Source organism: Agromyces sp. NPDC056965 (assembly GCF_042673425.1).
Classification (GTDB): Bacteria; Actinomycetota; Actinomycetes; order Actinomycetales; family Microbacteriaceae; genus Agromyces.
In genome coordinates this window covers 1-19848 of sequence record NZ_JBHURI010000078.1, presented here as the reverse complement: position 1 = coordinate 19848, position 19848 = coordinate 1, and the positions used below count along the sequence as shown (strand labels likewise).

Sequence of the window (19848 nt, the reverse complement as noted above, 5' to 3'; positions counted from 1 at the left end):
TTTCTGTTTTTGGTCAATTTTAAAAAAAAACCCCCGGTTGGTGGTTTTTCTACCCTTTTTTCCCCCCCCCAGTGGCCAAACCGGGGTTTTTGGGGGGGGGGGGGCGCCCCCGGGCCGGGCCCCCCCCCCACGGGCGCCTCAGAGTCTAACCCCGAGTCGTCCTTGATCGAGAATTACTCGCTCTTGGTGATCTGGTAGTACAGCGGCACCGAGTTCCAGCCGAACTCGACGTCGTTGACGACCTCGCTCCAAGCACCGTTGACCGTGGAGTACCACAGCGGAACGGCGGGGAGGTCCTGGAACAGGATCTCCTGTGCAGCCTGGAACTTCTCGTTCGCGGCGGCGATGTCGGTCTCGGCGAGGCCGTCGCTGAGCAGCGTGTCGACCTCGGGGTTCGAGTAGTCGCCGTCGTTCGAGCCGGCACCGGTTCCGTAGAGCGGGCCGAGGAAGTTGAAGAGCGCCGGGTAGTCCGCCTGCCAGCCCGAACGGAAGGCCGTCTGGATGGTGCGGTCGGTGATCTTCGTGCGCGCCTCAGCGAACGTGGGGTACGGGTCGCCGGCGGCGTCGATGCCCAGGTCGTTCTTCAGGCCGTTCGCAACAGCGTCGACCCAGGCCTGGTGGCCGCCGTCGGCGTTGTACGCGATCTTGAAGGTGCCGTCCCAAGGAGCGATCGCGTCGGCCTCGGCCCACAGCTTCTTCGCCTCTTCGGGGTTGTAGTCGAGCACCTCGGAGCCGGGGATGTCCTCCGAGTAGCCGTCGATGACCGGCGACGTGAAGTCGTGCGCCGGGGTGCGGGTGCCGGCGAAGATCACGTCGGTGATCTCGTCGCGGTTGATCGCCATCGAGATCGCCTGGCGGCGGAGGTTGCCCTCTTCACCCGAGAAGTGCGGGAGACGCGCGGGGATCGTGAACGACTGGAAGATCGCAGCTGCCTGCGTGATCGCACGGTCGCCGAACTCGTCCTCGAAGGTGGCGAGAGCCGAGTCGGGGATCGCGTCGAGCACGTCGAGGTTGCCGCCCTGGAGGTCGGCGTATGCGGCGTCCTGCGAGGCGTAGAAGATGATGTCGAGGCCGCCGTTGGCTGCCTTGCGCGGGCCGTCGTAGTCGGGGTTCACGACGAGGTCGATCTTCTCGTTGTGCTTCCAGGCGTCTTCGCCGTCGAGCATGTACGCGCCGTTGCCGACCGGGTTCTCACCGAAGGTCGCGAGGTCGTCGAATGCCGACTCGGGCAGCGGGTAGAAGGCCGAGTAGCCGAGACGCAGCGGGAAGTCCGACTCGGGCTGGTTCAGCTCGACGGTGAACGTGGTGTCGTCGACGACCACGAGGCCCGGAAGCTCGGGAACCGACTCGTCGTAGCTGAAGCCCTTGATCGACTCGAAGAAGTACTGCGAGAGCTGCTCGTTGGCAGTGTCTGCGCCGTAGTTCCAGGCGTCGACGAACGAAGCGGCCGTGACGGGCTCGCCGTTCGTGAACTTCTGGTCGGCCTTGAGCTTGATCGTGTAGTTCTGCGCGTCGTCGGACGTGATGTCTTCGGCGACGTCGTTGTGCGCAGCACCCTTGGCGTCGTAGTAGACGAGGCCCGCGAAGATCGCGTCGAGGATCTTGCCGCCACCGACCTCGTTGGTGTTGGTGGGGATCAGCGGGTTCTGGGGCTCGGAGCCGTTGGTCGTGATGACCGCGGTGGCATCGCCGGCGGGTGCCGACGGGTCAGCGCCGCCGCTCGTGCAGCCCGACAGCGTCAATGCGCCGGCGGCAGCAAGAGCAATGGCTGCAACGCCGATTCTCTTGATCTTCAATGTTCCTCCTGATGAGATGTGCGACGACAGCACGGCTCGTGGCCGCGCTGGAGCGCTGGTAGATCGAGACTATGAACCCGACCTCCGGTAAGCAAACCAGAAGGGCAAACCGTTACCGACGCGCAACCTAGCGACACACGCCTCGGCGGATTCCGTCGCGAATCCGCACGAATCTTGCGTCTGAGCCGCTCATGCGATGATTGCCGCATGTCTTCTGCACGGCGGCTGCGGCTCGAGGTCGTCATCGTGCTCGGACTCTCGCTCGGGGCATCCGCCGTCTACTCGATCGTCTCGATCATCGCGAAGCTCACCGCCGAGACGCCGCTGGGCGAGCAGACGGTCGCGTTGAACCCCTCGCGCGCACCCCGCGAGTGGCTCGATTTCACGTATCAGTTCCTCGACGTCTTCTTCGGGCTCTTCGCCGTCGCGCTCGTGCTCTACCTGCTCTGGGCGCCCGGCACGAACCCGTTCCGCCGCATCGGCCTCGACCTGACCAGGCCGGGGCGCGACGCGGCATCCGGTGTGCTGCTCGTGCTCGCCATCGGCGTGCCCGGACTCGCGCTCTACGCGCTCGGCAGGGCGCTCGGCCTGACCGTGGCGGTCGAGGCGTCACCGGCCGACTGGCTGTGGTGGACGGTGCCGGTGCTCGTGTTCCGGGCGCTCGAAGCCGCGCTGACCGAGGAGGTCATCGTCGTCGGCTACCTCTTCACCCGGTTCAGGGAGCTCGGCGTCGGCCCGTGGGCGACGATCCTCTCGAGCGCCGTGCTGCGCGGCACGTACCACCTCTACCAGGGGTTCGGGCCGTTCTTCGGCAACGTCGCGATGGGCGTCGTCTTCGGCTGGTGCTACCAGCGCTGGGGTCGCACGATGCCGCTCGTCATCGCGCACTGGATCCTCGACATCGTGTCGTTCGTCGGCTATCCGCTCGCCGTCGGCTGGTGGCCGGGGCTCTTCGCGGCCTCGACCGACTGAACGGGTCGAGCCGTCCGATCGGGCTGGTCCGTGCGGACCGGATGCCGCGTGCGGGTCGTCCTCGGCACGTGCTCGCTCCTGCCGAGCGCGACGACGGTCGTCGGCATCGGCGGCAGGGCCTCCTCGGCCGGCTCGACCCGCAGGTCGGAGTCGGTCGCCCGTACGCGCGCCATGTCGAGCCCGCTGCGCCGCGACGGTGAGCAGACGGGCGAGTAGAAGCCCTCGTCGCCGAAGACGCTGCCGCTCGAGAAGTCGGTGATCGACTGGGCTCTTCGCAGGGCCTGCGCCGTGGCCGGGTCTCGTCGTTCGAGGAGACCGGCCCGCTGCTCGAGCCCGAGGCCGCGACCCGCGAGCATCGAGGTGCCGACGAGGAAGCCCACGAACCCGACGGTCGTGAGCACCGTGATGAGATCAACGGACATCATGCCCCCTCTGCTTCGAGAGAACCCGGGCCCTCCGACAGAACCCGTGGGTAATTCCGAGAGAACCTCAGTGTACTCCCGGGCGTGCGGCTCGGGGTCGCCCTGATCCGTCGGATCGTGCTGCTCGCGAGCATGGAGGCACCCCTCACCACGAGGGCGCCGGCGGCCACCGCCGGACACCAGGGATGGAACCGAACCATGTCACTCGCAGCAGCCTTCGCCGCGGGCCACCTCGCCGCCCGCACCACCGACCGCCGCTTCCGCGCGACCGAGGCCGAGATCGACGCGGCGCACGAGCGCGTCGCGGCTCGGCACCGCGCACTCGTCGCGGTCGCCGCGGCCGCCGCTCCGACTCCCGAACGTCGCGACTACACGGAACACGGTCGCCACGCGGCGCCGCGCCCCGCCTAGTCCGCCGACGCGTCAGCCGCCGATCTTCTCCCCTGCCGGCGTGAGCACCCACCACACGTCGTTCACGCCCTGGCCGTTCGTGTCACCCGAGGCGCTGTCGCCCGCGAAGTAGTAGAGCGGCCAGCCGTTCAGCGTCACCTGCGTCGAGCCGTCCACACCCGTGATGGTGCCGATCTCACCGGTCACGCCCTCGACCTCCGGGGCATCCGACTCGGTCGTCACCGCGGGCCAGTTGGTCGCGCACTCGCCTTCGCAGCTGCTCGCGTCCGCCCCCTGGGTGTCGTTGTCGAACATGTAGACCGTCATTCCCTCGCCGTCGACCACGATCTCGCCGAGGTCCGAGTCGGCGGTGGTGAGCAGTGCCTCCGACGAGTCGCTCGTGTCGGGCGACTCGGTCGCGGTCGAGGTGTCCGAGCCGTAACCAGGCGCTTCCGCGGCCGGGGCCGAGCAGCCCGCGAGTGCCACGACGAGTCCCACGACGGCAAATCCTGTTGCGATGCGCAGCTTCATGCGAAGTCCTTCTCTCGTGCTCAGGGCCGCGGTTGCGGCCTCTCCAGAAGCACGAAGCGCAGCCTCGAATGGTTCACGCTCAGTCGAACTCGCTCCGCATGAGCACGTCGCCGCTGCCCATCGCCCGGATCTCGAGCGACGCGATCTCGTCGAGATCGAGGGCGGCGCCCGCCGACAGCCGGGCGGAGGATCCGGGACTGGCCCGCCAGCTCGACACGTCGGTGCGCTCGCCGTCGCGACCGACGACGACGAGCGCGTACGGCCAGCCGCCGGGCGGGGCGTCGGATGCCTCGGCGTCGGCGTAGCTGCAGTCGAGCTCGATCCTCGTTCCCCACGCGACCTGGGTCAGCGTCGCCGTCGCCGAGAGCGGCAGGTCGGCGACCGCCTCGAACGCGACCGACTCGGAGACGGACTGCGGCCGGGTGACGGCGAGCGGCACCGCGATCGCCACGACGGCGATCACCGCGGCCGCCGCGGAGGCGATCCACCAGGTTCGGGCCCGACGACGCCGGCGACGGCGGTCCTCCAGTCGCACCACGTCGAGGAGGTCGTCGCGGGGTGCCGGCACGGGCTCGGCACCCGGCTCGCCGAGGAGCGACTCGGCACGTTCGGGCGAGAGCCGGGCGAGGAGCCCGGGCATCGGGGCGAGCTCGGCGACGGACCGACGACAGAGCTCGCACGTCTCGAGGTGCTGCTCGAACTCGCCCCGCTCGGCGGGCGAGAGCGCGCCGAGCACGTAGGCCGAGTCCCAGTCGGCGAAGCGCGCGTGATCCGGGTTCATCGCGTCACCCCTTTCTCCTGCAGCGCGAGCCGCAGGGCCCGAAGCCCGTAGTGCAACCGGGACTTCACCGTACCCTCGGGGATGCCGAGCCGCCGAGCGACCTCGGCCACGCTGCATCCGCCGTAGTAGGCATGCACGATCACGGCCCGGTGCTCGAGGCTCAGCGTCGTCATCGCCTCCTCGACGAGCAGGCTCTCGAACAGCGCGTCGGTCGCGTCGTGCTCCGCGCGCTCGGGGGTCTCCGCGACGCCGATCTCGTGGCGCCGACGCGCGCTCCGCGCCTCGTCGATCACGAGATTCCGGGCGACCGTGATCATCCACGATCGCGTCGACGCCGGTTCCTGGGCCATGATGCGAGGATTCCGCCACGCACGGAGCAGGGTCTCCTGCACGATGTCGTCGGCGCCGGCCGCGTCGCCGGTGAGGTGCACCACGTACCTCCACACCGACGGCCCGTGCGCGTCGTAGAGCGCGGCCAGACGACTGTCGTCATCGAGCGGCATCCATCACCTCCGGTTCTCTGCCCTGAGAACGAGAGCGCGCCCCGAATCGTTCATTCGCCGCGAGGGTGAACCCGAGCGGCGTCGGCGTCGTGTTCACGGCATGGATCCCACGAATCTCGCACCCGTCGCCTCGGAGGACGTCCTCCAGATCGCGGGGCTGCCCCTGCATCCGCTCATCGTGCACGCCGTGGTCGTGCTCACGCCACTCACGGTACTCGCCCTGCTGCTCAGCGCGTTCTGGCCGGCGGCCCGCCGCCGACTCGGCATCGTGACCGCGCTCGGCGCCGCGCTCGTGCTCGTGCTCGTGCCGATCACGGTCGCCGCCGGCCAGTCGCTCGCCGCACGGATCGGCCCGGTTCCCGCGGTCGCCCGGCACCAGCAGTTCGGCGAGATGCTCCTGCCGTGGGCGATCGCGCTCTTCGTCGTCGCGGCGGCCCAGTGGGCGTGGTTCCGCTACGGCGACGAGCGGATGCGCCGCGGTTCGCCCGGTGCGGCACGGGCCGTGCGCATCGGGCTCGCCGCGGCATCCGTCGTCGTCGGGGTGGGCACCGCCGTGCTGCTCGTGCTGATCGGCGACTCGGGAGCCCGCGCCGTGTGGGGCGGGCTCCTGAGCTGACGGCTTCCGAGCCGACGGTGCTCGCTACGCGAAGGCCTCGACCGGCGGGCAGGCGCACACGAGGTTGCGGTCGCCGTAGGCCTGGTCGATGCGGCGCACCGGCACCCAGTACTTGCCGCGCACGAGCGAGTGCACCGGGTACACGGCCTGCTCGCGGGTGTAGGCGTGGGTCCACTCCCCCGCGATGACCGACTCCGCGGTGTGCGGCGCGTTCACGAGGGGGTTGTCGTCGGCGGGCCACTCGCCCGCCGCGACGGCGTCGGCCTCGGCCTTGATGGCGACCATCGCCTCGACGAAGCGCTCGAGCTCGGCCAGGTCCTCCGACTCGGTCGGCTCGATCATGAGCGTGCCAGCGACCGGGAACGACATCGTCGGCGCGTGGAAGCCGTAGTCGACGAGGCGCTTCGCCACGTCGTCGACCGTCACGCCCGTCGCCGCGGTGAGCGGGCGCAGGTCGAGGATGCACTCGTGCGCGACGAGTCCGTTGTCGCCCGTGTAGAGCACGGGGTAGTGCTCGCGCAGGCGCGAGGCCACGAAGTTGGCGGCGAGCACCGCCGACGCGGTCGCCTGCTTCAGGCCCTCGGAGCCCATCATGCGCACGTAGGCCCACGAGATCGGCAGGATCGACGGGCTGCCGTACGGCGCGGCCGAGACCGGTCCGCCGTCGTGCGTGACGCCGCCCGAATGGTCGGCGCGCTGGGCCATCGGGTGGCCGGGCAGGTAGGGCGCGAGGTGCGCCTTGGCCGCGACCGGGCCGACGCCGGGGCCGCCGCCGCCGTGCGGGATGCAGAACGTCTTGTGCAGGTTCAGGTGCGAGACGTCGCCGCCGAAGTCGCCGAAGCGGGCGAAGCCGAGCAGGGCGTTGAGGTTCGCGCCGTCGACGTAGACCTGGCCGCCGGCGTCGTGCACGGCCTGCGTGATGGTCTTCACCTCGTGCTCGTAGACGCCGTGCGTCGACGGGTAGGTGATCATGAGGGCCGCGAGGTTCGCGGCGTGCTCGGCGATCTTCGCACGCAGGTCGTCGAGGTCGACGTTGCCGAGCTCGTCGGTCGCGACGACGACGACGCGCATGCCGGCGAGCACCGCGGATGCCGCGTTGGTGCCGTGCGCGCTCGACGGGATGAGGCACACCGTGCGCTCGGTCTCGCCGTTGGCGTGGTGGTAGCCGCGGATCGCGAGGAGGCCCGCGAGTTCGCCCTGGCTGCCCGCGTTCGGCTGCAGCGAGACGGTGTCGTACCCGGTGACCTCGGCGAGCCAGGTCTCGAGCTGCTCGATCAGGCCGAGCGTGCCGACCACATCGGCCTCGGGCGCGAAGGGGTGCAGGTTCGCGAACTCGGGCCAGGTGACCGACTGCATCTCGGTGGCGGCGTTGAGCTTCATCGTGCACGAGCCGAGCGGGATCATGCCGCGGTCGAGCGCGTAGTCGCGGTCGGCGAGCTGCTTGAGGTAGCGCATCATCTGCGTCTCGGAGTGGTGCGTGTTGAAGACGGGGTGCTCGAGGTAGCCGCTCGTGCGCCGCAGCTCGCCGCTCGCGACGGCCGGCAGGCTCGCGGCGTCGACCGCGACCTCGGTGCGCTCGGGCAGGCCGAACGCCTGCGCGACGAGCGAGAGCTCGGCCTCGGTCGTCGTCTCGTCGACGGCCACGTGCACGGTGGCCTCATCGGCCTCCCAGACGTTCACGCCGAGGGCGCGGGCGCGCTCGACGATGTTGCCGGCGAGCCCCGGCACGTGCACCCGGATCGTGTCGAAGTAGGTGTCGTGCGCGAGGGTGAGGCCGTAGCCCGTCAGCACACCGGCGAGCGCGGTCGCCTTCGCAGCGGTCGAGACGGCGATGTGACGGATGCCGCGGGGCCCGTGGTACACGGCGTACATCGACGCCATGACGGCGAGCAGCACCTGCGCGGTGCAGATGTTCGACGTCGCCTTCTCACGGCGGATGTGCTGCTCGCGCGCCTGCAGGGTGAGGCGGTACGCGGGTGCGCCCACGGCGTCCTTCGAGACGCCGACGAGGCGGCCGGGCAGCTGCCGCTCGAGGCCCTTGCGCACGGCCATGTAGCCGGCGTGCGGCCCGCCGAAGCCCATGGGCACGCCGAAGCGCTGCGAGGTGCCGACGGCGACGTCGGCGCCGAGCTCTCCGGGGCTCGTGATGAGGGCGAGGGCGAGCAGGTCGGCGGCGGCGACGACGAGGCCGCCCTGCGCCTTCGACGCGGCGATGACGGATGCCGGGTTCCACACGCGACCCGAAGCGCCCGGGTACTGCACGAAGAGTCCGAAGTGCTCGCCGAAGGCGGCGACATCCGTCTGCTCGTCGAGCGCGGCGACGACGAGCTCGATGCCGACCGCCTCGGAGCGCGACTCGAGGAGGGCCAGCGTCTGCGGCAGTGCGTCGGCGTCGACGATGAAGCGGTTCGAGGTCGACTTCGAGGCGCGGCGGGCGAGGAGCATGCCCTCGACGACAGCGGTGCCCTCGTCGAGCATCGACGCGTTCGCGGTGTCGAGCCCGGTGAGGTCGGTGACCATCGTCTGGAAGTTGATGAGCGCCTCGAGGCGGCCCTGCGAGATCTCGGGCTGGTACGGCGTGTAGGCCGTGTACCAGCTCGGGTTCTCGAGCACGTTGCGCTGGATCACCGACGGCGTGACCGTGCCGAAGTAGCCGAGGCCGATCATCGAGGTGCGCACGGTGTTCTGCTCGGCGAGCGCGGCGAGCTCCGCAAGCGCCTCGCGCTCGGTGGCTGCGGCGGGGATCGCCGAGTTCAGCACCTCCCCCATGCGGATCGACGTGGGCACCGCGGCGGCCATGAGGGCGTCGAGGGAGTCGTACCCGAGTTCGGCGAGCATGAGCCCGTGGTCGCTCGGGCTGGTGCCGATGTGGCGACGTCCGAAGGCGTCGAGGTCGAATGCTGAGGAGGTGGGGGTGCTCATCGTGGTGCTTACTCTCCGACCAGTGCGCGGTACTCGGCGTGCGTGAGGAACTTGGGGAGGCTCGAGGCGTTGACCTTGATGAGCCAGCCCTCGCCGAACGGGTCGCTGTTGACGAGCTCGGGCGAGTCGACGACGGCCTGGTTCGCCTCGACGACCTCGCCGCTGACGGGGGCGAAGAGCTCGCCGACCGACTTCGTTGACTCGATCTCGCCGACGACGGTGCCCTCGGTCACGGTCGTGCCGGCCCCGGGCAGCTCGACGAAGACGACGTCGCCGAGCTTCTCGGCGGCGTAGTCGGTGATGCCGATCGTCGCGACGTCGCCGTCGATGGCGATCCACTCGTGTTCTTCGGTGTAGTGCAGTGCGGTCTGGTCGGTCATGGCGTGCTCCTCGTGAGTCGTGCGGTGGGTGCGATCGTGGGTGGGGGTCGGTCGTGCCGGCTCAGGCGGTGCGCTTGTAGAACGGCAGGGCGACGACGGATGCCGCGACGCGCGTTCCCCGCACGTCGACGAAGAGCTCGCGGCCGGCCTCGGCGACGCCGGGCGCCACGAGCGCCATGGCGATCGGGTGACCGAGCGTGGGCGAGAGCGCCCCGCTCGTGATGACGCCGACGCGCGCGGCATCGGCGCTGTCGCCGTCGAAGACCTCGTACTCGGCGCGCGCCGCGCGGCGGCCCTCGGCTGCGAGGCCGACGAGCACCGGGGCATCCGCTGCGGGGCCCTGCTCGATGGCGGCACGTCCGACGAACTGCTCGGGCTTGGCGAGTGCGACCACGCGACCGAGGCCGGCCTGCACGGGCAGGATGTCGCGGCTCAGCTCGTGGCCGTAGAGCGGCATGCCCGCCTCGAGGCGCAGGGTGTCGCGGCTCGCGAGCCCGCAGGGCGTCACTCGGGGGCCGCCGGTCTCGGCGAGCGCCTCCCACAGTCGGGTCGCGCGCTCGGGGGCGAGATAGAGCTCGAAACCGTCTTCGCCCGTGTAGCCCGTGCGTGCGACGAGCACGGGCTCGCCCTCGAAGGTGGCCGGGAAGGCTCGGTAGTACTTGAGCGCCTCGAGCTTCGCGTCGAAGTCCTCTTCGTCGTTGCCCGGGCCGTCGACGCCGAAGCCCGGCGTCTCGAGCAGCACCGCTCGCGCGTCGGGACCCTGGAGTGCGATGAGCGCGATGTCGTCGCTCTCGTCGGAGACGATCGTGTCGAAGTCGGCCGCGCGGGCGCGGAGCTCGTCGGCGACGACGGCCGCGTTCGAGGCGTTCGCGACGACCATGTAGCGGTCGTCGCCCGTGCGGTAGACGACGAGGTCGTCGATGATGCCGCCGTCTTCGGCGAGCAGCAGCGAGTACTTGGCCTGCCCGATCTCGATGGCCGAGAGCTTGCCGGCGAGCGCGTGGTCGAGCGCGGCGGCGGCCTGCGGGCCGATGAGCACGATCTCGCCCATGTGCGAGAGGTCGAAGAGGCCGGCTGCGGTGCGCACGGCGTGGTGCTCGGCGAGGTCGCTGGAGTAGCGCACCGGCATCTGCCAGCCGGCGAAGTCGGTGAAGCTCGCACCCGCGGCGCGGTGCACGGCATCGAGGGGGCTGCGCCGCTCGGAGCTCGAGTGTTCGAGGCTGGCGGTACCGGGTTCGTTGGTCACGAGAGTTCTCCAGACGTGCCGGCGTGCGCCGGCGTTGTCACGGTCGCTGAGGCGGCGCCGTGTGGGAACTCCCCCTCTGTCATGAGCCTGAGAGTTTCACGCGGAAGCGCTTTCACCGTGGGCGGGAGGCCGCGAGGCGTCGCGGAATCCACTTTTCAGAGCGGCCTCGTCATCGCGGTGTAGTGACCTGAGAGATTGGCGGGGAGGCTTGCTCCTTCGGTGCCGGTCGGGCGCAGTTCGTTGGTGCTGACCGGCTCTCCCGCGACGCGTCGATGGCCCGGTATGAGATTGTGCCTCGATCCTAGCAGCGGGGCGCTCCGGCGCCGGCTGGGCATCGACTGTGATCTGCGCCGCCACCCACATCGCCACCGAGGACCACCGAGCACCCCACCAACCACCAACCACCAACCACCAACCACCAACCACCAACCACCAACCATGCAGCAATAGAGCACGCTCTGACGCACTCACTGCGCGCTCTTCTGCTGCATAGTTCGAAGACGCGAGCACGCGCAGCTCGGAATGTGGAGAACTCGCCGCATGATCGCGCCACCTGCGGCACGCTGAGCGGATGCGTCGACCGACACCGCTGCCCGAGGAATTCGCCTCGCTCACGGCCTTCGCTGAAGCCGAGGCGCGCCGGGCCGGAGCGAGTCGCCGTCGCCTCGCGGCATCCGATCTCGTCACGCCCTTTCGCGGCGCGCGCCTTGACGCGGGCTCCGAACGGACGGTCGCCACCCTCGCTGCCGCTTACGCGCGACGGATGCCGCCGACTCAGTTCTTCAGCCACGCGACGGCAGCGCTGCTGAACCACGTTCCGCTTCCGCTGCGCGTGGAGTCCGACACGCGGCTGCACGTCTCGGTATTGAGGGGCGCCCCGCAGCCGCGCGTACGCGGCGTCATCGGTCATCAGCTCGATCGCGGTCGTACGCGGCTCAACGTCGCCGACGGTGTTGCGATGACCGACCCGGTGACGACCTGGTGCCAGCTCGGGATCCTCCTCGGCATCGACGACCTCGTGGCCGCCGGCGACTTCCTCGTCACCGGCCACGCCGGGCCGCGCGGCACGCGACCCGCGGCGACCGTCCCGATGCTCACCGCGGGTGTCGCACGCCATCACGGCAGCCCCGGCGCCCGCCGGTTGCGTGCAGCCCTCCCGCTCGTGCGATCGGGCCCGCTGTCGCGCCGCGAGAGCCTCCTCCGGCTGCGCATCGTCGCAGCCGGCCTGCCCGAACCGCTCCTCAACTTCACGATCGTCGACCCGCGGCTCGGCGCGTATCCGCCGACGGTCGATCTCGCCTACCCCGAGTACCGCGTCGGGATCGAGTACGAAGGCGACTACCACCGCACGACGGAGCAGTTCCGACGCGACATCCGTCGATACGAGCGGATACAGGACATCGGCTGGTCCGTCATCCGGGTGAGCGCACGGGATGTGCCCGACCTCGACTCGGCCGCCTCACGTGAGACCACCGACCGCATCGCCGCTCGACTACGTCAGCACGGTTGGGTCGGGTAGAGCCGAGGGCCGCCAGGCTCACCCTTGTGCCCGTGCCGCGCTCTCTGGCCCTCTCGAGCAGCCGCCATCGATGGCGACTGCCGGCAACGATGCAGCAGTAGAGCACCGTTCGGCCACGACAGTCGGTGCGAATCTGCTGCATCGATGAGGAGCGACATGAGATGAGAGAGATGAGAAGCGGCATGCAAGCGAGCGATGCCGGCGCAGTCATGCACTTTGGGTTCTGGTCAAAGCGACTGTAAGCTGTCGTCGAGACAGTTCGAGTCAGTCTGACCAGAAGAGCGGAGGCGAGGATGTCGCAACAGGCGGAACCCGGCGGCGACGCCGTGACGCGCCTCGCCGTCTCGACGGTGATCTTCGCGCTGCGCCCCGATCGCACCGGTCGCCCCGTGCTCTGGACGCCGCTCGTGCGCCGCACGCGCGAGCCGCAACTCGGACTCTGGGCCCTGCCCGGCGGCTGGTTGCCGCCCACCGAGGAGCTCGAGGCGGCTGCCGCTCGCACCCTGCGACTCACGACCGGCCTCGCCCCCACCTACCTCGAGCAGCTCTACACCTTCGGCGAGGTCGACCGCTCCCCCGACGCCCGCGTCGTCTCGGTCGTCTACTGGGCGCTCGTGCAGCGCGACGAGGCCGCCCGCGCGACCGCCGGCCCGAACGTGCGCTGGGTGCCCGCCGACACGCTGCCCGCCCTCGCGTTCGACCACAACCGCATCATCGAGTACGCCCTCTGGCGGCTGCGCACCAAGGTCGAGTACGCGTGGATCGCGCACGCCTTCCTCGGCGAGACCTTCACGCTCGCCGAGCTCCGCGAGGTCGTCGAGGCGGTGCTCCAGCGTCCGCTCGACCCGGCGAACTTCCGCCGCACGATGCTCGCCTCGGGCCGGCTCCACGAGACCGGCGAGCGCCTGGCCGGCGCACGCAACCGGCCCCCGAAGCTCTATCGCTACGACTCCACCGCCCTCGCGGAGGCGACCCCCGAACCGTCCGCCCGAACCGAACCCCTGAGGGAGCGACCGGCATCATGACCATCTCCATCGAAGATCCGCAGCTCGACGACACGCGCGCCGCGGCATCCGTCGACCGCACCATCCGGCTCATCGCGGCCGGAGCCGCCGCCGGTGAGTCGTGCTCGCCCGAACTCGCGAAGGGACCGTGGGAGTTCGACGCAGGCCCCGTCGCGTACGGACCCGGCTCGTCGATGGGCGATGTCATCCCCACGGGCTCGCCTCGACAGGGCGCGCTGCCCGAGTCGTACCGCACGGCCTCCGCCGACGAGCTGCACGCGCGCATCCGCGCCGCGAAGGCGACCCTCGGCGACCGCGCCGTCGTGCTCGGCCACTTCTACCAGCGCGACGAGGTCGTCGAGCACGCCGACTTCGTCGGCGACTCGTTCCAGCTCGCGAACGCCGCGCTCACCCGGCCCGATGCCGAGGCCATCGTCTTCTGCGGCGTGCACTTCATGGCCGAGACGGCCGACCTGCTCTCGACGCCCGAGCAGGCCGTGATCCTGCCGAACCTCGCCGCCGGCTGCTCGATGGCCGACATGGCCGACGAGTCGAGCGTCGAGGAGTGCTGGGAGCAGCTCGCCGACGTCTACGGCGACCTCTCGGCGACCGACGCCGAGGGCAGGGTGCCGGTCATCCCGGTGACCTACATGAACTCCTCGGCGGCGCTCAAGGGCTTCGTCGGCCGGCACGGCGGCATCGTGTGCACCTCGTCGAACGCGAAGACCGTGCTCGAGTGGGCGTTCGAGCGCGGGCAGCGGGTGCTCTTCTTCCCCGACCAGCACCTCGGCCGCAACACGGCGAAGGCCATGGGCGTACCGCTCGAGCAGATGCCGATGTGGAACCCGCGAAAGGCGCTCGGCGGCAACACGGCGGGCGAGCTGGCCGACGCCCGCGTCATCCTCTGGCACGGCTTCTGCTCGGTGCACCGGCGCTTCACGGCCGACCAGATCGCGCAGGCGCGCATCGACCACCCCGGCGTGCAGGTCATCGTGCACCCCGAGTGCCCCATGCCGGTCGTCGATGCAGCGGATGCCGCAGGCTCGACGGACTTCATCGTGAAGGCGATCCAGGCGGCGCCCGCCGGCTCGACCTTCGCGATCGGCACCGAGATCAACCTCGTGCAGCGCCTCGCGGCGGAGTACCCGCAGCACGAGATCTTCTGCCTCGACCCCGTCGTCTGCCCGTGCTCGACGATGTACCGCATCCACCCCGGCTACCTCGCGTGGGTGCTCGAGGAACTCGTCGCGGGCCGCGTCGTCAACCGCATCACGGTCGCCGACGAGGTCGCCGAGCCCGCGCGCGTCGCCCTCGAGCGGATGCTCGCAGCGAAGCCGCCCGTGGCCCAGCAGCCGGTCGCGGGAGCCTGACATGGCTCGCGTGCTCGTGATCGGCGGCGGCATCGCCGGGCTCTGGGCCGCGGTCAAGGCCACCGACGCCGGGCACACCGTCGACCTCGTCACGAAGGCGGAGCTCGCCGAGGGCAACACGCGCTACGCGCAGGGCGGCATCGCGGCGGCCCTCTTCCCCGACGACTCCGCCGAGCGCCACTTCGCCGACACGATCGAGGCCGGCGCCGGTCTCGCCGATCCGGCGGCCGTGCGCGTGCTCGTCGAGGAGGGCCCCGATCGTGTTCGCGACCTGATCCGCTTCGGGGTCGCGTTCGACCGCGGCGAATCCGGACTCGAGCGCGGCCTCGAGGCGGCGCACTCCCGCGCCCGCGTCCTGCATGCGGGCGGCGACGCCACGGGTGCGGCGATCGAGCACGCCCTCGTCGCGACCGTTCGGCGGCGGGCGGTCGCGATCGACGAGCAGACGATGCTCGTCGACCTCGTGCTCGAGGGCGGGCGCGTGGTCGGAGCACGGCTGCTCGGGGCATCCGGCACCCTCGTCGAACGCCGTGCCGACGCGGTCGTGCTCGCGACGGGCGGCAGCGGATACCTCTTCCGGCATACGACGAACCCGGCGGTCGCGACCGGTGACGGCGTGGCGGCGGCATGGCGGGCCGGCGCGCGCGTCGCCGACCTCGAGTTCACCCAGTTCCACCCGACTGCGCTGGCCGCACCGGGCACCCCGCTCATCTCCGAGGCGGTGCGCGGCGAGGGCGCGGTGCTGCGCGACGCGAGCGGACACCGATTCATGCTCGACGTCGACCCGCGCGGCGAACTCGCTCCGCGCGACGTCGTGGCCCGCGCGGTCTGGCGGCGATCGCTCGAGCAGGGCGGCGCACCCGTGCTGCTCGACGCGACGGCGCTCGGCGGCGCGGAGCTCGTCCGGCGCTTCCCCGGGCTCGATGCCGTCGTGCGTGCGGCCGGCTTCGACTGGGCCAGTGAGCCGTTTCCCGTCACCCCGGCCGCGCACTACGCGATGGGCGGCGTCGCGACCGACCTCGACGGCCGCACGAGCCTGCCCGGCCTCTACGCCGTCGGCGAGGTCGCCCGCACGGGCGTGCACGGAGCGAACCGACTCGCATCGAACTCGCTGCTCGAGGCGGCCGTGTTCGCCGAGCGCGCCGTGCGGGCGATCACGGCGTGGGAGTCGTCGTCGACACGGGATGCCGGTGCGCACGCACATGCCTACGCGGCAGCCGGTGTCTCGGCACGGCCTTCCGACGTCGTGCGCGGGGCACCCGTCGACCGCGACGAACTGCGCGCGCTGATGTGGCGCCACGTCGGGCTCGAACGCGACGAGGCGGGGCTGGCCGAGGCATCCGCTCGGCTCGATGCATGGCGTGCGCCCGAGCCGAGCAACCGCCGCGATGCCGAGGATCGCAACCTGCTCGACCTCGCCCGCCTGACCGTCGCGGCCGCTCGTGCTCGACGCACGAGCTGCGGCGCGCACTACCGCACCGACGATCCCGACGTCGTCGCCCAGCTCCCCGTCCCGCTCGAACGAGAGGCCGCCTGATGACCGATATCCGAGAGATCGACCGCATCGTGGGTGCCGCGCTCGACGAGGACGCGCCGTGGGGCGATCTGACCTCCGAGGTGCTGATCCCCGCGACCGCGACCGCGACCGCCGTGCTCATGGCGCGCGAACCGGGCGTGCTCAGCGGCATCGAGGTGTTCGCCGCGGCGTTCCGGCTCGTCGACCCGGGCATCGTCGTCGAACCGCTCGCGGCCGACGGCGAACCGTTCGAGGCGGGCGCGGTGCTCGCCCGGGTCAGCGGTCCCGCCCGCGGCATCCTGCGCGCCGAGCGCGTCGGCCTGAACCTCGTGCAGCGCATGTCGGGCATCGCGACGCTCACCGCCCGCTACGTCGCCGAGACGGCCGGCACGCGAGCGCGCATCGTCGACACCCGCAAGACGACGCCTGGGCTGCGCAGCCTCGAGCGCCAGGCGGTGCGCGACGGCGGCGGCCGCAACCATCGCCGCTCCCTCTCCGACGCGGTGATGGCGAAGGACAACCACCTCGCGGTGCTCACGGCGGGCGGTCACGACCTCGCGACCGCGCTCCGTGCCGCGCGCGAGCGGATGCCGCACACGGCCCACCTCGAGGTCGAGGTCGATCGCCTCGACCAGGTCGAGTCCGTGCTGGCGGGCGGCGCCGACACGGTCATGCTCGACAACTTCACGCCCGAGGGGCTCCGGGCGGGCGTCGCGCTCATCGCGGGTCGCGCGATCGTCGAGGCCTCCGGCGGCGTCTCGCTCGAGACCGTGCGCGAGATCGCCGCGACGGGAGTCGACGTGATCTCCGTCGGCGCGCTCACCCACTCGGTGCGCTCGCTCGACCTCGGCCTCGACGTGGCGGTCGCGACGTGATCTTCCTCGATCACGCGGCCACGACGCCCGTGCGCCGGGAGGCGCTCGAGGCGATGTGGCCGTTCCTCTCGGGCTCGTTCGGCAACCCGTCGAGCCACCACGCGCTCGGCGACGAGGCGTCCCGCGCACTCGCCGACGCGCGCGCCGCAGTCGCCGCGGTCATCGGATGCCGCCCCGGCGACGTCGTGTTCACGAGCGGCGGCACCGAGGCCGACAACCTCGCGGTGAAGGGCCTCGCCCTCGCGAACCCCCGCGGCCGGCACCTCGTGGTCTCGCCGATCGAACACGAGGCGGTGCTCGAATCCGCGGCGTACCTCGAGAGGGTGCACGGCTTCGAGATCTCCCGAGTCGAGGTCGATGCCGGCGGCCTCGTGACTCCCGAGGCGCTCGCCCGGGTCGTGCGGCCCGACACCGCGCTCGTGTCGGTGCAGCTCGCGAACAACGAGATCGGCACGGTGCAGCCGATCGCCGAGCTCGCCGCCGTCGCCCACGCCGCCGGCGCGCTCATGCACACCGATGCCGTCCAGGCGGCCGGCTGGCTCCCCCTCTCACTCGACGCACTCGGCGTCGACGCCCTCTCGCTCGCCGGCCACAAGGTCGGCGCTCCGAAGGGCACGGGCGCGCTCGTCGTGCGCGGCCGGCTCCAGCTCGAGCCGGTGCTGCACGGCGGCGGGCAGGAACGCGGCCGCAGGTCGGGCACCGAGAACGTCGCCGGCGCGGTCGCCTTCGCGACGGCCCTGCGGCTCGCAGAGGCCGAGCGAGCGGATGCCGCGGCACGCGTCGCCTCACTCGGCACGGAGTTCACGGCGACGATCGCGGCCACCGTTCCCGGTGCGCAGCCGACCGGCGACCCCGAGCACCGGCTGCCGGGCACGATCTCCTTCGTCTTCCCCGGCACGAGCGGCGAGGCGGTGCTGCTCGAGCTCGAACGAGACGGTGTCGTCTGCTCGAGCGGATCGGCCTGCGCGGCCGGCAGCGACGAGCCCTCGCACGTGCTCACGGCGATCGGACTGCCGGCCGAACTCGCGCAGACGGCCGTGCGATTCACGCTCGGCGCGGAGACCACGGCCGCAGAGATGACGGATGCCGCGGCATCCGTCGCTCGTGCCGTATCGGCCGTTCGCGGTATCGTGGCGACATGAGCGAATCGACACCTGCAGCTGACAAGGCGAACGAGCGGCGCATCGAGAACGAGCTCGCTCCCGAAGAGCAGCTCCTCGAGGGCTGGCTCCCCCGGCCCACCCCGACCGACGGCCCGGCCCCGGCTCCGTAAGCCGCCCCGCGCGACCGAGTTTCCCAACTGATCGACGCGCTCCCAGAGCGCTCGATTCCATGCGTTCCGATCGATGTCGGAATCGGGGAATAGCGAGTCACCCGACGCGGGTTGACCAACGTATTCGACGCAATTCTCCGGCGCAGTTCTGCGCTGACATCGATTGGACGCATCTTCCTTGACCGAACGCGCCGTTCCCGAACTCCATGACCCCGTCGTCGCTCCTGCGGGCGACACCAGCACGCACGAGCACTCCGATGTCGAGGCGCTGCACGGCGCCCGCAACAACCGGGTGATCTGGCTCCTCCTCGCCGCCTCCTTCGTCGTCATCCTCAACGAGACGATCATGGGCGTGGCGATCCCGCACCTCGTCGTCGACCTCGGCATCTCCATCTCCGCCGCGCAGTGGCTGACCACCGCGTTCATGCTGACGATGGCCGTCGTCATCCCGATCACCGGCTACCTGCTGCAGCGCTTCGCGACGCGGCCGATCTTCATCGCCGCCATGAGCCTCTTCTCGACCGGCACGTTCATCGCGGCCATGGCTCCGGGCTTCGAGGTGCTCCTCGTCGGCCGCGTGGTGCAGGCGAGCGGCACGGCCATCATGATGCCGCTGCTCATGACGACGCTCATGACGCTGGTCGCCCCGAGCGATCGCGGACGGCTCATGGGCCGCGTCGCGATCGTGATGTCGGTGGCTCCCGCGATCGGCCCGACCATCTCGGGCCTCATCCTGAACTCGCTCTCGTGGCGGTTCATGTTCTGGCTCGTGCTGCCGATCGCGCTCGTGATGCTCGTCATCGGCATCCGCCGGGTCGAGAACGTCAGCGAACCTCGCAAGATCCCCATCGACGTGTTCTCGGTGGTGCTGTCGGCCTTCGGCTTCGGCGGCCTCGTCTACGGGCTCAGCCTCATCGGCGCCGAGACCGCCGGCAGCAGCCTCGGTGCGGCACCCATGTGGATCGCGTTCGGGGTCGGCGCGATCGCCATCGCCGGGTTCATCTGGCGCCAGCTGATCCTGCAGCGGCACGACCGTGCGCTGCTCGACCTGCGCACGTTCCTGTCGCGCAACTTCTCGATCTCGATCGGCCTCATGACGATCATGATGGCGGCGCTGTTCGGAACGATCATCCTGCTGCCGATCTACCTGCAGAACGTGCTGCACCTCGAGCCGATCATGACCGGCCTGCTGCTGCTGCCCGGCGGCCTCACCATGGGCCTGCTCGGCCCGACCGTCGGCCGGCTGTTCGACCGACTCGGTCCGACTCCGCTGCTGGTGCCAGGCGCGTTCGTCGTCAGCGGCGTGCTCTGGTCGCTCACGCTTGTGACCGACACGACCTCGCCGTGGCTGCTGCTCGTCGCGCACGTCGTGCTCTCGGTCGGTCTCGCGTTCATGTTCACCCCGCTGTTCACCTCGGCGCTCGGCTCGGTCGACCCGAAGTTCTACTCGCACGGCTCGGCGATCGTCGGCACCGTGCAGCAGGTGGCCGGTGCGGCCGGCACGGCGCTCTTCGTGACGATCATGGCGACGCAGTCGCTGACCGCGACCACGGCGGGCGCAACGGCCGAGGCGGCCGCGGCATCCGGCATCCGGTCGGCGTTCATGGTGGGAGCGATCCTCTCGCTGCTCGCGATCGTCGGAGCCTTCTTCGTGCGCAAGCCCGCCGACATGATGGAGGGCGCGCCGACGGCGCACTGACGCTTCGGCACTGCGACGCAGACGACGAAGGGC

Annotated in this window: 19 protein-coding genes and 1 riboswitch; of the genes, 11 read left to right on the top strand and 8 right to left on the bottom strand. The window is 70.8% G+C overall.

All coding sequences use genetic code 11. The features are described 5' to 3' along the window. Positions 1-173: 173 nt before the first annotated feature. Positions 174-1796 carry an ABC transporter substrate-binding protein gene (locus tag ACFTQE_RS16605; protein ID WP_376926109.1) on the bottom strand — a complete coding sequence of 541 codons (1623 nt, stop codon included), beginning with the start codon at positions 1794-1796 and terminating at the stop codon, positions 174-176. A gap of 207 nt (positions 1797-2003) precedes the next feature. Between ACFTQE_RS16605 and ACFTQE_RS16600 the strand changes: the two genes are divergently transcribed. Continuing rightward, entirely contained in the window at positions 2004-2768 is a 765-nt protein-coding gene (locus ACFTQE_RS16600; protein ID WP_376926108.1) for a CPBP family intramembrane glutamic endopeptidase, read from the top strand. Here ACFTQE_RS16600 and ACFTQE_RS16595 read toward each other — a convergent pair. Then, positions 2714-3193 carry a hypothetical protein gene (locus ACFTQE_RS16595; RefSeq protein ID WP_376926107.1) on the bottom strand — a complete coding sequence of 160 codons (480 nt, stop codon included), beginning with the start codon at positions 3191-3193 and terminating at the stop codon, positions 2714-2716. The genes ACFTQE_RS16600 and ACFTQE_RS16595 overlap by 55 nt on opposite strands. A gap of 195 nt (positions 3194-3388) precedes the next feature. Here ACFTQE_RS16595 and ACFTQE_RS16590 point away from each other — a divergent pair, with 195 nt between their 5' ends. Then, the gene (locus tag ACFTQE_RS16590; RefSeq protein WP_376926106.1) at positions 3389-3601 is read left to right on the top strand and encodes a hypothetical protein; all 213 of its coding nucleotides are present in this window, start codon (positions 3389-3391) and stop codon (positions 3599-3601) included. A gap of 12 nt (positions 3602-3613) precedes the next feature. Here the strand turns inward: ACFTQE_RS16590 and ACFTQE_RS16585 are convergent, their stop codons facing one another. The 3 genes from ACFTQE_RS16585 to ACFTQE_RS16575 form a co-directional block, all read right to left on the bottom strand. Further along, a complete protein-coding gene (locus ACFTQE_RS16585) occupies positions 3614-4111 on the bottom strand; it encodes a hypothetical protein (RefSeq protein WP_376926105.1) in 498 nt (165 codons plus the stop codon). Positions 4112-4190: 79 nt separating this feature from the next. Next, positions 4191-4892: an anti-sigma factor family protein gene (locus tag ACFTQE_RS16580; protein ID WP_376926104.1), complete on the bottom strand. Its 702-nt coding sequence runs from the start codon at positions 4890-4892 to the stop codon at positions 4191-4193. Then, positions 4889-5395 (bottom strand): sigma-70 family RNA polymerase sigma factor, encoded by a 507-nt coding sequence (locus ACFTQE_RS16575; RefSeq protein WP_376926103.1) that lies wholly within the window; start codon positions 5393-5395, stop codon positions 4889-4891. The genes ACFTQE_RS16580 and ACFTQE_RS16575 overlap by 4 nt, the downstream gene beginning before the upstream one ends. 100 nt (positions 5396-5495) lie before the next feature. Between ACFTQE_RS16575 and ACFTQE_RS16570 the strand changes: the two genes are divergently transcribed. Further along, positions 5496-6011 carry a DUF2231 domain-containing protein gene (locus ACFTQE_RS16570; RefSeq protein WP_376926102.1) on the top strand — a complete coding sequence of 172 codons (516 nt, stop codon included), beginning with the start codon at positions 5496-5498 and terminating at the stop codon, positions 6009-6011. A gap of 24 nt (positions 6012-6035) precedes the next feature. Here the strand turns inward: ACFTQE_RS16570 and gcvP are convergent, their stop codons facing one another. From gcvP to gcvT, 3 genes are all read right to left on the bottom strand, one after another. Next, entirely contained in the window at positions 6036-8933 is a 2898-nt protein-coding gene (gene gcvP, locus ACFTQE_RS16565) for an aminomethyl-transferring glycine dehydrogenase (protein WP_376926101.1), read from the bottom strand. Between the two features lie 8 nt (positions 8934-8941). Next, positions 8942-9313 (bottom strand): glycine cleavage system protein GcvH, encoded by a 372-nt coding sequence (gene gcvH / locus ACFTQE_RS16560; RefSeq protein ID WP_376926100.1) that lies wholly within the window; start codon positions 9311-9313, stop codon positions 8942-8944. Between the two features lie 61 nt (positions 9314-9374). After that, entirely contained in the window at positions 9375-10559 is a 1185-nt protein-coding gene (gene gcvT, locus ACFTQE_RS16555) for a glycine cleavage system aminomethyltransferase GcvT (RefSeq protein ID WP_376926099.1), read from the bottom strand. Between the two features lie 165 nt (positions 10560-10724). Beyond that, positions 10725-10831, bottom strand: a riboswitch (glycine riboswitch). Between the two features lie 299 nt (positions 10832-11130). On the opposite strand from gcvT, the gene ACFTQE_RS16550 reads away from it, so the two are divergent. From ACFTQE_RS16550 to ACFTQE_RS16515, 8 genes are all read left to right on the top strand, one after another. Then, a complete protein-coding gene (locus ACFTQE_RS16550) occupies positions 11131-12078 on the top strand; it encodes an endonuclease domain-containing protein (RefSeq protein ID WP_376926098.1) in 948 nt (315 codons plus the stop codon). A gap of 293 nt (positions 12079-12371) precedes the next feature. Next, entirely contained in the window at positions 12372-13103 is a 732-nt protein-coding gene (locus ACFTQE_RS16545) for an NUDIX domain-containing protein (RefSeq protein WP_376926097.1), read from the top strand. Next, complete coding sequence (nadA, locus tag ACFTQE_RS16540) at positions 13100-14452, top strand: quinolinate synthase NadA (protein ID WP_376926096.1); 1353 nt, start codon at positions 13100-13102, stop codon at positions 14450-14452. The genes ACFTQE_RS16545 and nadA overlap by 4 nt, the downstream gene beginning before the upstream one ends. A gap of 1 nt (position 14453) precedes the next feature. Continuing rightward, positions 14454-15989, top strand: coding sequence for an L-aspartate oxidase (nadB, locus tag ACFTQE_RS16535; protein WP_376926095.1), 1536 nt, complete (start codon positions 14454-14456; stop codon positions 15987-15989). Continuing rightward, positions 15989-16843 carry a carboxylating nicotinate-nucleotide diphosphorylase gene (gene nadC / locus ACFTQE_RS16530; RefSeq protein ID WP_376926094.1) on the top strand — a complete coding sequence of 285 codons (855 nt, stop codon included), beginning with the start codon at positions 15989-15991 and terminating at the stop codon, positions 16841-16843. Before nadB ends, nadC begins: the two co-directional genes overlap by 1 nt. Beyond that, complete coding sequence (locus ACFTQE_RS16525; RefSeq protein ID WP_376926093.1) at positions 16840-17985, top strand: cysteine desulfurase family protein; 1146 nt, start codon at positions 16840-16842, stop codon at positions 17983-17985. The genes nadC and ACFTQE_RS16525 overlap by 4 nt, the downstream gene beginning before the upstream one ends. Next, on the top strand, positions 17982-18116 hold the full coding sequence (locus ACFTQE_RS16520) for a hypothetical protein (RefSeq protein ID WP_281371192.1): 135 nt from the start codon (positions 17982-17984) through the stop codon (positions 18114-18116). The genes ACFTQE_RS16525 and ACFTQE_RS16520 overlap by 4 nt, the downstream gene beginning before the upstream one ends. 178 nt (positions 18117-18294) lie before the next feature. Then, a complete protein-coding gene (locus tag ACFTQE_RS16515) occupies positions 18295-19815 on the top strand; it encodes an MDR family MFS transporter (protein WP_376926092.1) in 1521 nt (506 codons plus the stop codon). Positions 19816-19848: the final 33 nt, after the last annotated feature.